A 13,767-nucleotide genomic window follows, 5' to 3' on the forward strand; every position below is an offset into this window, starting at 1 on the left:
CCTGCGATGACTCGCAACTTCCGCCCGGCGGACGAGGGCCGTCGCGCGGACGGGTAGCTTTCGGTGCGTCGGGTTCGGCGGTGCGGCCGGGCGCATGGCGGCCCTCGTTACGGGCATGCGGGCGGTGAGGGAGGCGGCTATGGGTGAGGCCACGGTGGACCGTCGGCGGCGGGTGCCGCGGACGGATGTGGTGCTGGCCGATCCCGGCCTGGCCGAGGCGACCGCGCGCGAGGGCCGGGCGGCCGTGAAGGCCGCCGTCGTGGCGACGCTCCAGCGCGTACGGGAGGGAGAGCTCGACCCGGACGCGGTCGTCGGCGCCGCGCTGGCTGCCCTGCCCGGAGGTCTGCGGCCGGTGCTGAACGCGACCGGGGTCGTCCTGCACACCAACCTGGGCCGGGCCGCGCTCTCGCCCGCCGCCCGCGACGCTGTGTCGGCCGCCGCCGGTCACACCGATGTGGAGCTCGATCTCACCACCGGCCGTCGCGCCAAGCGGGGCCGGACCGCCCTGGCCGCTCTGCACCGGGCGGTCCCGGACGCGGGCGACGTGCACGTGGTCAACAACGGGGCCGCCGCGCTGGTGCTCGCGGCGACCGCCCTGGCCGGCGGCGGCCGCGAAATCATCGTGAGCCGCGGCGAGATGGTGGAGATCGGCGACGGCTTCCGGCTGCCCGACCTGCTCGAGTCCACCGGCGCCCGGCTGCGCGAGGTGGGGACGACCAACCGCACGTCCGTGACCGACTACGAGCGCGCGATCGGCCCGGCGACCGGCTTCATCCTCAAGGTGCACCCCTCGAACTTCGTGGTCCGGGGCTTCACCAGCGCGGCGTCGATCGCCGGCCTGGCCGCCCTGCCCGCCCCCGTGGTCGCCGACATCGGCTCCGGACTGCTCGCTCCCGACCCCCTGCTCCCGGACGAGCCCGACGCCGCCTCGACGCTGACCGAGGGAGCCGACCTGGTCATCGCCAGCGGCGACAAACTGCTGGGCGGGCCGCAGGCCGGGCTGCTGCTCGGCACCGCCCCGCTGATCGAACGCCTGCGCCGCCATCCCCTGGCCCGCGCCCTGCGCGTCGACAAGCTCACGCTGGCCGCCCTCCAGGCCACCCTGACCGGCCCGGCCACGCCGACGTGGGAAGCGCTGCGCCTGGCACCGGAGGAACTGCTGGCCCGCACCCGGCAGGTTCAGGCCCGGCTGGCCGAGGTCGGCGTCGAGTCCGGCATCGTCGCGTCGGAGGCGGTCGTCGGCGGCGGCGGCGCGCCGGAACTCACCCTCCCGTCGTGGTCCCTCTCGCTGCCCCCGGCGTACGCGGACCGGCTGCGCACCGCGGCCACTCCCGTCGTCGGCCGGGTCGAGCGTGACCGTCTCCTGCTGGACCTCCGGTGCGTCCCGCCGGCGTCCGACCCCATCGTGGTGGACATGGTCGCCGCCGTCGCCTCGGTTGCGGGCTGACATGCACGTGCTGGCCACCGCCGGGCACGTCGACCACGGGAAGTCGACGCTGGTGCGGGCGCTCACCGGCATGGAACCGGACCGGTGGGCCGAGGAACGCCGCCGGGGCATGACGATCGACCTGGGGTTCGCCTGGACGACGCTGGGCTCGGGCGAGACGGTCGCCTTCGTCGACGTGCCCGGCCACGAGCGTTTCGTGCCCAACATGCTGGCCGGCATCGGCCCGGTCCCGGCGGCGATGCTGGTGGTAGCCGCGGACGAGGGCTGGATGCCGCAGTCGGCCGAGCACCTGGCCGCGCTGGCCGCCCTCGACGTACGCCATGGTCTGCTGGTCGTCACCCGCAGCGACCTGGCCGATCCCGGCCCGGCGACCGAGCAGGCCCTGGCCGAGATCGCCGCGACGCCGCTGGGCCGGGTGCCCGCCGTGGCCGTCAGCGGCCGCACCGGCGCCGGCTTCGACGAGCTGCGGTCAGCCCTCGACGAGCTGGTGGCCGGGTTGCCCGCCCCTTCCGCGGACGAGCCCGTGCGCCTCTGGATCGACCGGGCGTTCACGGTCAAGGGCGCGGGCACGGTGGTCACTGGCACGCTCGGCGCGGGCGTCCTGCGGGTCGGCGACGAACTGGCCCTGGGCGACGCGGTGGTGCGGGTCCGGGGCCTGCAGTCGCTGGGCCGGCCGGCCGCCGCGGTGCCCGCCGTGGCCCGGGTGGCCGTGAACCTGCGCGGCACCCCCCGTGACGACGTCGGCCGCGGCGACGCCCTGCTGAGCCCCGGCCGGTTCCGCCACACCGACCTCATCGACGTACGGGTCCACGGCGACCCGGCCGCGTCGCTGCCCGCGACGATGACCCTGCACGCGGGCTCGGCCGCCGTCCCGGTCCGGGTCCGTCCGCTGGGCGACGACACCGTACGCCTGCGTCTGTCCCGCCCCCTGCCCCTGCGCATCGGCGACCGGGCCCTGCTGCGCGATCCCGGCCTGCACCACGTGGCCGGCGGCGTGACCGTCCTCGACGTGGCGCCGCCCGGTTTGCAACGCCGGGGCGCCGCGGCCGCCCGCGCCGAGGTGCTGGCCAAGCTCGACGGCCGTCCCGACCTGGCCGGCGAGCTGTCCCGCCGCCGTCTGCTGCGAGCCGGCGACCTGGCCACGATGGGCGTCCCCGTCCCCGCCTCGGCAACCCCGGTGGCCGGAGACTGGTACGCCGACCCGTCCCACTGGGCCGCGCTGGTCGAACGCCTGCCGGCCGAGGTCGCCGCCTACGCCAAGGAGAACCCGCTCGAGCCCGGGATGCCGCTGGACGCCCTGCGCCACCGCCTCGGCCTGCCCGATCGCGCGCTGGTCACGGCCCTGATCCGCCCGCCCCTGTCGATGCGCGGCGGCCGCGTCGCCCCAGCCGCCGCCGGCCCGCCCGCGGAGCTGGTCGCCCTGGTCGGCCGGGCCTTCGACGGTCTGAGTCCCTTCGCCGCCCCCGAGGCCCACGACCTGGTGGCGCTCGGGCTGGGACCCCGGCAGCTGGCCGCCGCCGCCCGCACCGGCCTGGTCGTCCCCGTGACCCCGCAGGTCGTGCTGGCGACCGGTGCGGTCGAGCGGGCCGCCCAGGTGCTGGCCGGCCTGCCGCAGCCGTTCACGCTCAGCGAGGCGCGGCGGGCCCTGGGCACCACCCGCCGGGTCGCGGTTCCCCTCCTGGAGCTGCTCGACCGCCGCGGCCTCACCCACCGGCTCCCCGACGACCGCCGCCAGGTGCGCTGACTCCGCCGCCGCCGACGGCAGCCCCCTCCGCAGGCGCCCGGACCGAGGCGGTGACCTCCACCTGCTTACTCACAGCGGACCGCCGCGGTGACCTCCACCTCGAGCACGGCGCCCGGCAGGAAAAGCCGGCTGACCTCGACCGTCGTACTGGCCGGCGGCGTGCGGCCCGGTGCCGCGAAGAGCCGTCGCCGGACCCCGCCGTACGCCGGCAGATCACCCAGGTCGGTCATGAACGTCCGGATGAACAGCACGTCGGCCAGGCCCGCCCCATGCGCCGCGAGCAGCCCGCCGACGATCTCGAAGATCCGCTCGGCCTGAGCTGCCGCGTCCCCCGGCGCCACCACCTCACCGGCGTCGTCGACCGCGACCTGCCCGGCGAGCAACAGCAACGCCCCACCGCCCAGGTCGAGCCGGGCCACATGGGCGAACCGGTCACCGAACGGCGCCGCGACCGAAGCCGGATTGTCCAGCGTCATTTTCACCATGCCGCGACGCTAAGCTCCGACCCACCCATGCCACCAGCGAATGTCACGCATGCCTGCCATGCTTGCCGGTCATGGACACGATCCTGCTCGACGTCTTCCGTACCGTCGCGCACCTGGGCTCGATCACCGCGGCCGCACGCCGTCTGCGATTCACCCAGTCGGCCGTCTCCCGCCAGATAGCCGCGCTGGAGGCCGACGTGGGTGCCCGAGTCTTCGACCGCCTGCCGCGCGGCGTGGCCCTGACCGAGGAAGGCCGGGCTCTGCTCCCCCACGCCGACGCGATCCTCGACCGCCTGGTCGCCGCCCACCGGGCCGTCGACGACCTGCACACCCTGAACGCCGGCCGCCTGCGCGTGGGCGCCTTCCCCACCGCCGTCGCCGCCCTGGTCCCGCGGGCCCTGGCCAGCTTCCGCAGGGCGTACCCCGAAGTGGCCGTCAGCCTGGTCGAGGGCCTGACCCCCACCCTGCTGGAGAGACTGGCCACCGGTGACGCCGACGTGGCCGTCGTCAGCGAGTCCCCCGCCGGCCCGATCGACCCCGACCGCTACACGTTGCACCACATCCTCGACGAGCGCCTGCTGGTAGCCGTCTCCCGAACCCACCGCCTGGCCCGCCGCCGCACCGTCCGGCTGTCCGACCTGGAGGACGACTCGTTCATAGCCGGCTCCGCCGACGCCGAGGAGACCCTGCTACGAGCCAGCCTGCCCACGGGTTTCCGCCCCCGCATCGACATCGTCGCCGCCGAGTGGACCGGCAAGCTCGGCTGCGTGGCCGCCGGTCTGGGCGTCGCCCTGGTCCCCGCCCTGGCCATGCGCGGCACCCCCACCGACATCATCCTGCTGCGCCTGCACCGCGACGACGAGCCGACCCGCCGCATCCACCTGGCCACGCTCGCCGGCCGCACCCCACCCCCGGCGGTCGCGGGCTTCCTGCCCCACCTGACGTCCTCCGTCGATCCTCTGTGGGCTCGCTGAGCCGACCCGGGACAGCGGCCGTCAGCGACCTCCGGACCGGTCCCGACGACCGTCGGCGGCCACCCGGACGTCCCGGAAATCGCGGACGGCCAGCAGCGCGACGCGGACCAGAACCGCCAGATCGCCGTCAGCCAGCAGCAGGACGTCTTCGAGGACGCGGGCCGGCAAGGCGAGGTCAGCCGGGCCGTAGCAGTCGTGCCAGGCCAGATCGGCCAGGTGCAGGAGGTCCAGCGCGGCCTCGACCTGACCGCCGGGAAAAGCCGCTTCGATGGCGGGCCTGCGTTCCGTACGCCGTTGCGCGCTACCGAGAGCCATCCCGGTCCGCCTCCTCATTTGTCACCGGCGGATACCGGCGAGGCTGGTGGCCACGAGTTGCTTCCATTCGGTGAGGCGAATCAGCCGGGCGACGGCAACGTAGACGGCGGCGCCCACGACTCCAGCTGTGGTCAGCGTGATGAGCGCCGCGCTGAAGCCGGAGCCGATCACAGGTCTGAGGGCGAACGCGGTGACGGCGCCGCAGCTGCCCGCGACCCCGGTGGCGACGGCCACCCGCGCGTGGGTGCGCAGCAGCCGATGTCCGTCGATGCGACCCAGGCGGCGGCGCAGGATGGCGGCGGCGGCGATGAGGCCGACGGTGTAGGCGGCAGCGTAGGCGAGGGGAATCCCGACGACGATGTCCGCGCGAGGCAGGAGCCAGGTCGCGACGAGGCACCCGGCCACGCCGACGACTGTCACCCCCGTGGTGATCAGCGCCGGGGTCCTGGTGTCCTGCAGGGCGTAGAAGCCGCGTTGCAAAATCATGTAGCCGGTGAAGGGCACCAGGGCCACCCCGAAGGCGGCCACCACCGCCCCGAGCAGGGCGATCGCCGGTGGTGAGCTGCGGCCGTGGGCGAACAGCAGGGTGGCGATCTGCGGACCGAGCACGAGCATGGCCGCGGCGACCGGGGCGAGGGCCACGGCGGCGAGCCGGACGGCCCGGGACAGGTCTTCGGTGATCCGGGCGTGGTCGAGCCGGGCGGCGTGGCGGCTGAGCCGGGGCAGCATCGCGGTCATCACCGACAGAGCGATGATCGCGAACGGCATCTGGAACACCGCAAGCGCATTCTGATAGGCACTGATCCCACCCGGCCCGCTGATCGACGCGGCACGCGTGGCCGCCGCGAGCAACACCTGAGCGGCGACCACCGACACCAGCACCCACCCACCGAGCCGCCCGATCCGGCGCATCCCGATGCCCCGCGGGTCGAGCCGGGGCCGCAACGCGAACCCGGTGCGGGCCAGGGCCCACACCACCACCATCATCTGAGCGAACACACCCGCCGTGGTGCCGACCGAGAGCAGCAGAAGGTGCGTGGACGTCATCGACGCGATGCTCGTGGCACCGCCGATCACCAGGTAGACGAGGCCGACAGCGATCACGATGAGGCTGTTGACCAGCGGCGCCCACATCGGAGCGGCGAACCGCCCCCGGATGTTGAGCACGGCCCCGGCGGTGGCGCTGACCCCGTAGAACAGAATCTGCGGCACGAAGAACCGGCTGAACACGACCGCCAGCTCCCGCTGCTCGCTGGTGAACCCGGGCGTGTAGACCGCGACCAGCCAGGGCGCCGACACCATGGCCAGCACAGTGACCGCACCGAGGCCATAGACCATCAGCGACAGCAGCCGCTGGGCGTAGGCCACCCCGTCATCGGCTTCCGTCAGCGCCGCCCGGGCCAGCAGCGGCACCACCACGCTGGCCATAGCGCCCCCGACGACAAGCTCATAGACGGCGTTGGGCAGCGTGTTCGCTACGTTGTAGCTGTCCAGCAGCGCGCCACCCAGCCCCAGCGCAGAGGCCAGCACCACCAGCCGCACAAAGCCGGCAGCCCGCGATGCCAACGTCGCCACCGCCATGCCACGACCGGCCCGCCCAACCGAAGGTCCTTCCGCCATGCCGACCTTCATAGCGCATCAGCGCTCCCGCCCCAGGCAGGTTCGCCGCGGCTACACCGTCGAGAACGGCCGGCTGGTGAAAACGGAGGCGGACGGGAATCGAACCCGCCTGGCCCGGATACCGAGCCACACCGGTTTTGAAGACCGGGAGGGGCACCAGCCACCTGAACGCCTCCGCCCCCGACACTAGCCGCCCCGGCGGGCGCTTCGATCACCGCCGTGCCACAGTGGGATCCGTGACGGCTATTGATGCGCCTCGGCTGACCCAGTACGCGCACGGCGGCGGCTGCGCCTGCAAGATTCCGCCCGGGGAGCTCGAGGCCGTCGTGGCCGGGCTGGTGGGCACGGGGCTGCCCAAGGGGCCGGGTGAGTTGCTGGTCGGGCTGGACGACGGGGACGACGCTGCCGTCGTGAGTCTGGCCAACGGCACCGCCGTCGTGGCCACGGCTGACTTCTTCACGCCGGTGGTGGACGACGCCTATGACTGGGGGCGCATCGCCGCCGCCAACGCTCTCTCCGATGTCTACGCCATGGGCGGCACGCCCGTGGTGGCGGTCAACCTGCTGTGCTGGCCCCGGGATCTGCTGCCGATGGAGCTGGCCGCCGAGGTGCTGGCCGGTGGCCTGGCCATCGCCCGGGACGCCGGCTGTCACCTGGCCGGCGGGCACAGCGTGGACGATCCGGAGCCCAAGTACGGCATGGCGGTCACCGGCATCGCCGACCCGGAGCGGCTCATGCGCAACGACGCGGGGGTGGCGGGAGTGCCGCTCACCTTGACCAAGCCGCTCGGCATCGGGGTGCTCAACAGCCGCCACAAGTCCACCGGCGAGGTCTTCGAGCACGCCGTCGCGGCCATGACCACGCTGAACCGGGCCGCGTCGGCGAAGGCGCTGGGCGCGGGCGCGGTCTGTGCCACCGACGTGACGGGGTTCGGGTTGCTCGGGCACCTGCACAAGCTGGCCCGGGCCAGCGGTGTCACGGCACGGGTCGACGCCCGGGCGGTTCCCTACCTCGACGGGGCACGGCAGGCCCTGGCCGACGGGTACGTCAGCGGGGGCACCCGGCGCAACCTCGACTGGGTGCGGCCGCATCTGGAGGCCGGCGTCGGTGAGGACGAGTTGCTCCTGCTGGCCGACGCGCAGACCTCCGGTGGGCTGCTGGTGGCCGGTGAGGTGCCGGGCTACCCGGTCATCGGCGAGCTGATCGCCGGGCGGCCGGACGGGAAGACCCTCGTCGTCACCGCTTGACTTCGAGTGCACTCGAGCTGCGAGGGTGGACGCATGGCGAACGGACTCACGGTTGGCGAGGCCGCCGAGGTTGTCGGGCTCAGCGTGCACACGTTGCGCTGGTACGAGCAGGAAGGCCTGGTCGAGCCGATCGAGCGGGACAGCGCGGGCCGGCGGCGCTACTGCGACCGTGACCTCGACTGGTTGCGGCTGCTGATCCGGCTGCGCGGCACCGGCATGCCCGTGCGCGACATGCGCCGCTACGCCGAGATGGTGCGGGCGGGTGATCACACCGTCGGTGACCGGCTGCGGCTCTTCGTCGAGCACCGGGAGCGGGTGCTCGGCCGGATCGACGAGTTGCGGCAGGACCTCGCGATGCTCGACATCAAGATCGCGCTGTACGGCGAGATGGATCAGATCCAGCGCGAGCAGGAGCAGGAGCAGGAGCAGGTCACGTCGTCGGCGCCGGCCCGCTGACCTTGTTCCCGCCCGCCTTGTTCAAACCTTCCCGCTGCGGTACGACCGTGTAGCGCGGGTCCTCGGCCGAGTGCACCCCGCCCTCGAAGACCCCGAACCGGGTCAGCACCGAACCGGCGAGCAGCGACACCCCGGCCAGCGCGGACACGACCCGGCTGCGGCGTCCGACCACCGCACCGACCGCGCCGGCCACGGTCAGGATCCGGGCCGCCCGCAGCAGCTTGCCTGGCCGGCCGGTTGTGTAGGGCTCGCTGAGCATCCCGTAGCCGTGCTCCACCCGATGACCGGCGGCCAGCTCGATCGCGGCGCCGGCCACCGCCATCCGCCGCGCGGGCCGGCCGGGGGCCGCGATCAGCCCGACCCCGGCTCCGCTGGCCAGCGCGCTCCCGGCGAACATGAACGGCAGATCGGGGTAGACGGCGTTCCAGCTGGGCACCGCCGTGTCGGCGAACAGCACCGCGGTGTACGTGGCCAGGCCGGGAGCGAGCACGGCGGCGCCGTACCCGGCGGCCGAGCCGACCGGCGGCAGCACCTTGCGGGCCAGCCCGAGCACCCCGTGGTCGGGCAGGAACGGCGCCACCTCGGCCGCGGCGGCCACCCCGGCCGCGCCGCCGAACAGGCTGAGCAGCCAGGTGCCCATCGACATCGGCGAGGTCGGCTTGGCCACCCGCAGCATGTAGAGGAAGCGGTCGGGCCGGCCCAGGTCCTTGATCAGGAAGAACGTGCTGGCGCCGAGCGCGCCCAGCGCCGTCGTCCGGCCGGCGACCCGCAGCGCCGCGTTGCCGGTGGCCTGCCCGCCGGCCGCGAGCAGCGACGACCCGGCGGCGAGACCGCCGGTGAACAGGTAGATCGCGATGTCGTGGGTCCACACCGGCGGGCGCACGATCGGCCGGCCGTAGTAGGACTGGAAGTCGGCCTCCGGCACCATCGAGCGGTCGCCGCCACCACGCTTGCGCGACGATCCGCCCCGCTTGCGCGGGGAACGGGTCGGGCCGCCGGGGGCCTCGTCGCGGGACAGGCCGCTGCCCGGGTGCCCGGCCGGCGGCGGAGAGACCGAGCTCACTGACGCCTCCCGGCGAACGCGACGACCGCCGTGGCCGCCATGGTCAGGGCGGCGAGCCCGGCGCGCTTCCACATCAACACGATGTCGCGCGTCGGCACGTGCGGGTCGGGCGGCAGCCCGTACACCTCGGGCTCGTCGAGCAGCAGGAAGAAGGCGCCGTCGCCGCCCACGCCGTCGGACGGGTCGTTGCCGTAGAGCCGGGCCTCGGCGACGCCGTTCTCGTGCAGGGTCTCGACCCGGCGGGCGGCCCGCTCGCGCAGCTCGGAGAGCTCACCGAACTGGATGGACTCGGTCGGGCAGGCCTTGGCGCAGGCCGGCTCGAGACCGTCGCCGAGGCGGTCGTAGCAGAGCGTGCACTTCCAGGCCCGGCCGTCGTCCTCGCGCCGGTCGATCACGCCGTACGGGCAGGCCGAGATGCAGTAGCCGCAGCCGTTGCAGATGTCCTCCTGCACCACGACCGTGCCGAACTCGGTGCGGAAGAGCGCGCCGGTCGGGCAGACGTCGAGGCAGCCGGCGTGCGTGCAGTGCTTGCACACGTTGGACATCATCAGCCAGCGGAAGTCGGTGCGCGGCGCCTCGTTGACCCGGCCGGGGAGGTCGGTCATCGGCATGCCGAGGAACTGGGCGCCGCCGGCCGGGGAGGCCTGGGTGGCGGGCGCGGTGCCGAGGAACTCGGTGCCCGCGGTGGCCGCCGCGGCGAGCGCGTCGACCGCCGGGCGGATGCCCGGCGAGGTGCCCGTGTCGGCGCCGGCACGGGCGGCCACCACGTTGGTCGCCGGGACGGACGACGGCCCGACCGGCAGGCCCGCGAAGGCGCCCGGGACGTCGGTGCCGGCGCCGGAGGAGGAGCGCGGCTGCTCGATGAAGGCGACGTGCCGCCACGAGTTCGCGGTCAGTCCGCCGGTGTTGTCGTAGGAGTGGCCAAGCAGGTCGAAACCGTCGTCAGGCACGGCGTTCCAGGTCTTGCAGGCCACCTCGCAGGCCTTGCAGCCGATGCACACCGACGTGTCGGTGAAGAAGCCCATCCGCGGCGGCGCGTCGGTGTATCCCGCGTCCGGCGCCGGATCGAGCGGGCCGTACAGGCTATTGCTGCCCATCGTCTGCGTCCCTCGGGGTCTCGATCGGCGTGCGGTGCCCGGGTGTCAGGCCCGCCCGGTCACGGTAGCCCTGCACGTACGTCAGGAGCTCCGGCCCGGTCGGGCGGCGGCCCGGCTGGATGTCGCAGGTGCCCACTTTGCTCTCCTGGATGAGCACGTTGGGGTCGAGCGTGATGCCGATCAGGTCGTTGGCCGAGTCGCCGGTGACCAGGCCTTCGCTGCCCCAGTGGTAGGGCATCCAGAGCTGGTGCACCACGCGCCCGTCGATGCGCAGCGGGGCCAGCCGGTCGGTGACCATCACCCGCGCCTCGATCGCCGCGCGGGCGGTGACCATGTGGGCCCAGCCCATGTGCTCCAGGCCGCGCTCGGCCGCGAGCTCCGGCGACACCTCGACGAACATCTCGGGCTGCAGCTCGGACAGGTAGGCGAGCTGCCGGCTCATGCCACCGGCCGTGTGGTGCTCGGTCAGGCGGCTGGTGCTGAAGACGTACGGGAAGACCTCGGCGTGGCGTTCGGGCGGGCTCGGGTTGGTCAGGTTGTCCGAGCGCTCGTACACCTTGCGGGTGGGGTTGGCCTGCTGGCCGTAGAGCGGATTGCGCACCGTCGACTCGGCCGGCTCGTAGTGGGTCGGCATCGGGCCGTCGATCAGCCCGCTCGGCGCGTACAGCCAGCCCTTCCCGTCGCCCTGCATGATGAACGCGTCGTCGCCGGAGATGGCCTCGACGCCGGTCGCGCCCTCGGCCGGCCGGTAGGACGGCGGCTTGGTCTTCTCGAAGTCGGGCACGTCGTCGCCGACCCACTCGCCCTTCGCCTCGTCCCACCACACGTACTTCTTGCGCTCGGACCACGGCTTGCCGTCGGGGTCGGCCGAGGCGCGGTTGTAGAGGGTGCGGCGGTCGGCCGGCCAGGCCCAGCCCCACTCGCGGGCCACGTAGTTCTGCTCGCTGCCGGGCTTGCGCCGGGCGGCCTGGTTGACCCCGTCCTTGTAGACGCCGGTGTAGATCCAGCAGCCGCCCGAGGTGGAGCCGTCCGACTTCATCTCGGTGAAGCTGCTGAGGAGCTTGCCGGTCGTCACGTCGTACCCGTTGATCTCCTTCAGGACGTCCTCGCCACTGGGCTCCTCGAGCTCGCCGTGCAGCTCGTAGTCCCAGGTCAGGTTGAGGATGCCCGCGTCGCGCGGGCGGGTCGATCCGGCCAGCCGTTCCCGGATGATGCGGCCCAGGTGGTAGAAGAACCACAGCTCGCTGCGGGCGTCGCCCGACGGCTCGACGGCCTGCTCGCGCCACTGCAGCATGCGCTGGGTCTGGGTGAAGGTGCCGGACTTCTCGGCGTGCGAGGCGGCCGGCATGAAGAAGACCTCGGTCTTGCACTCCTCGGGCACGATCTCGCCGGTGCCGATCTCGGGCCCGTTCTTCCAGAACGTGGCGCTCTCGATCATGAAGAGGTCGCGGACGACGAGCCAGTCGAGGTTGGCCATGCCCAGACGCTGGGCCTTGCCGTGAGCCGAGCCGACGGCCGGGTTCTGCCCAAGCAGGAAGTATCCCTTGACCTTACCGTCGATCATGTCGAGAACCTGCTGGTACGTGCCGTGGTCGCCGGTCAGCCGGGGCATCCAGCCGTAGCCGTAGTCGTTCTCGGCCGTCGCCGCGTCACCCCAGTAGGACTTGAGCAGGCTGACCGCGTACGACTTGGCGTTGGCCCAGAAGCCGGCCTGCTCGGGATGCCGGATGGCGTCGATCCACTGGTCGAACAACTGGTGCTGCTTGAAGTGCGGCATCGGCAGGTAGCCGGGCAGCAGGTTGAACAGCGTCGGGATGTCGGTCGAGCCCTGGATGCTGGCGTGCCCGCGCAGCGCCATGACGCCGCCGCCGGGCCGGCCCATGTTGCCCAGCAGCAGCTGGATGATGGCGCCGGTGCGGATGTACTGCACGCCCACGCTGTGCTGCGTCCAGCCCACCGAGTAGACCAGCGCGGTCGTCCGCTCGCGGCCCGAGTTGGCCGTCCAGGCCTCACAGACCTCGAGGAACTTCTCCTGCGGTACGCCGCACAGGCGCTCCACGACCTCCGGGGTGTACCGGGCGTAGTGGCGCTTGAGGACCTGGTAGACGCAGCGCGGGTCCTGCAGGGTCGGGTCGCGCGGGACGTCGGCCGGGATCGGCGGGCCGTGCGATTCCTGCTCGAGGCCCGAGGCGGTCTCCCGGTCGACGTGCGACTCCCCCTGTCCCTGGCCCTCGTCCTGCTGACCGGCGTACTGCCAGCTCGACTGGTCGTACGTGTTGGTCTCGGGGTCGTAGCCGGAGAACAGCCCGTCGAGGTCCTCGGTGTCCTGGAAGTCCTCGCTGACGATCATGGACGCGTTGGTGTACGCGACCACGTACTCCCGGAAGTCCTTCTCGTTGCTCAGGATGTAGTTGACCACGCCGCCCAGGAACGCGATGTCGGCTCCGGCCCGCACCGGCAGGTAGGTGTGCGCCAGCGCGCTGGTGCGGGTGAAGCGCGGGTCGACGTGGATGACCTTCGCCCCGCGGTTCTTGGCCTCGATCACCCACTGGAAGCCCACCGGGTGCGCCTCGGCCATGTTCGAGCCCTGGATGATGATGCAGTCGGCGTTACCAAGATCCTGGAGGAAGTTGGTGGCCCCGCCACGGCCGAAGGAAGTCCCCAGACCGGGGACGGTGGCGGAGTGTCAAATACGGGCCTGGTTCTCGATCTGGATGGCGCCGATCGCGGTGAAGAGCTTCTTGATCAGATAGTTCTCTTCGTTGTCGAGCGTCGCGCCGCCCAGGCTCGAGATGCCCAGCGTGCGGTTGAGGGGCCGGCCCTCGTCGTCCTTGTCCTCCCAGGTCGCGTCGCGCGCGGCGAGCACCCGGTCGGCGATCATCTCCATCGCCGTGTCGAGCTCGAGCTCTTCCCAGTCGGTCGCGTAGGGCCGCCGGTAGAGCACCTTCTGCTGGCGGCGGTCGCTGGTCACCAGGCTGAGGCTGGCCGAGCCCTTGGGGCAGAGCCGGCCGCGCGAGATCGGGCTGTCGGGGTCGCCCTCGATCTGGACGACCTTCTCGTCCTTGACGAAGATGCGCTGCCCGCAGCCGACCGCGCAGTACGGGCAGACCGACTTGGCGACCCGGTCGGCGGTCTCGGTGCGGGCGGTCAGCGATTTGGACCTCGCCGACTGCGCGGCGGCGCCGCGGCCCAGCGGGTCGCTGCCGGTGAGTTGCCGGTAGACCGGCCACCCCTCGATCCAGGTCTTGACTCCCACGATCACGACCCTAACCCAGCTTTCCCGCACCCGCACGTGGGCGCCACGTGGTTCGTGAACGTC

General features: G+C 72.9%; 11 protein-coding genes and 1 tRNA gene. 5 read left to right on the plus strand and 7 right to left on the minus strand.

The genetic code is table 11. The features are described 5' to 3' along the window. Positions 1 to 139: 139 nt before the first annotated feature. Together selA and selB are read left to right on the plus strand one after the other, a co-directional pair. On the plus strand, positions 140 to 1,447 hold the full coding sequence (gene selA, locus HJC40_RS20205) for an L-seryl-tRNA(Sec) selenium transferase (protein WP_250002779.1): 1,308 nt from the start codon (positions 140 to 142) through the stop codon (positions 1,445 to 1,447). Between the two features lies 1 nt (position 1,448). Next, complete coding sequence (selB, locus tag HJC40_RS20210) at positions 1,449 to 3,191, plus strand: selenocysteine-specific translation elongation factor (RefSeq protein ID WP_250002781.1); 1,743 nt, start codon at positions 1,449 to 1,451, stop codon at positions 3,189 to 3,191. Positions 3,192 to 3,256: 65 nt separating this feature from the next. Here the strand turns inward: selB and HJC40_RS20215 are convergent, their stop codons facing one another. Beyond that, positions 3,257 to 3,676 carry a RidA family protein gene (locus HJC40_RS20215; RefSeq protein WP_250002783.1) on the minus strand — a complete coding sequence of 140 codons (420 nt, stop codon included), beginning with the start codon at positions 3,674 to 3,676 and terminating at the stop codon, positions 3,257 to 3,259. A 71-nt stretch (positions 3,677 to 3,747) separates the two neighbouring features. Between HJC40_RS20215 and HJC40_RS20220 the strand changes: the two genes are divergently transcribed. Further along, a complete protein-coding gene (locus HJC40_RS20220) occupies positions 3,748 to 4,650 on the plus strand; it encodes a LysR family transcriptional regulator (RefSeq protein WP_250002785.1) in 903 nt (300 codons plus the stop codon). Between the two features lie 21 nt (positions 4,651 to 4,671). Here the strand turns inward: HJC40_RS20220 and HJC40_RS20225 are convergent, their stop codons facing one another. The 3 genes from HJC40_RS20225 to HJC40_RS20235 form a co-directional block, all read right to left on the minus strand. Next, positions 4,672 to 4,965, minus strand: coding sequence for a hypothetical protein (locus HJC40_RS20225; protein WP_250002787.1), 294 nt, complete (start codon positions 4,963 to 4,965; stop codon positions 4,672 to 4,674). 21 nt (positions 4,966 to 4,986) lie between these two features. Beyond that, entirely contained in the window at positions 4,987 to 6,546 is a 1,560-nt protein-coding gene (gene murJ, locus HJC40_RS20230; protein ID WP_250002789.1) for a murein biosynthesis integral membrane protein MurJ, read from the minus strand. A 122-nt stretch (positions 6,547 to 6,668) separates the two neighbouring features. After that, positions 6,669 to 6,761, minus strand: a tRNA-Sec gene (locus tag HJC40_RS20235). A 51-nt stretch (positions 6,762 to 6,812) separates the two neighbouring features. Here HJC40_RS20235 and selD point away from each other — a divergent pair. Together selD and HJC40_RS20245 are read left to right on the plus strand one after the other, a co-directional pair. Then, positions 6,813 to 7,832, plus strand: coding sequence for a selenide, water dikinase SelD (gene selD, locus HJC40_RS20240; protein WP_250002791.1), 1,020 nt, complete (start codon positions 6,813 to 6,815; stop codon positions 7,830 to 7,832). Between the two features lie 33 nt (positions 7,833 to 7,865). After that, positions 7,866 to 8,288 carry a MerR family transcriptional regulator gene (locus HJC40_RS20245; protein ID WP_250002793.1) on the plus strand — a complete coding sequence of 141 codons (423 nt, stop codon included), beginning with the start codon at positions 7,866 to 7,868 and terminating at the stop codon, positions 8,286 to 8,288. Here the strand turns inward: HJC40_RS20245 and nrfD are convergent. The 3 genes from nrfD to fdh form a co-directional block, all read right to left on the minus strand. Then, positions 8,263 to 9,216 carry an NrfD/PsrC family molybdoenzyme membrane anchor subunit gene (gene nrfD / locus HJC40_RS20250; protein WP_250002986.1) on the minus strand — a complete coding sequence of 318 codons (954 nt, stop codon included), beginning with the start codon at positions 9,214 to 9,216 and terminating at the stop codon, positions 8,263 to 8,265. The genes HJC40_RS20245 and nrfD overlap by 26 nt on opposite strands. Positions 9,217 to 9,347: 131 nt before the next feature. Continuing rightward, the gene (locus HJC40_RS20255) at positions 9,348 to 10,448 is read right to left on the minus strand and encodes a 4Fe-4S dicluster domain-containing protein (RefSeq protein WP_250002795.1); all 1,101 of its coding nucleotides are present in this window, start codon (positions 10,446 to 10,448) and stop codon (positions 9,348 to 9,350) included. Continuing rightward, positions 10,435 to 13,704 (minus strand): formate dehydrogenase, encoded by a 3,270-nt coding sequence (gene fdh / locus HJC40_RS20260; RefSeq protein ID WP_250002797.1) that lies wholly within the window; start codon positions 13,702 to 13,704, stop codon positions 10,435 to 10,437. Before fdh ends, HJC40_RS20255 begins: the two co-directional genes overlap by 14 nt. Positions 13,705 to 13,767: the final 63 nt, after the last annotated feature.

The organism is Actinoplanes sp. M2I2 (assembly GCF_023544445.1).
Classification (GTDB): domain Bacteria; phylum Actinomycetota; class Actinomycetes; order Mycobacteriales; family Micromonosporaceae; genus Actinoplanes.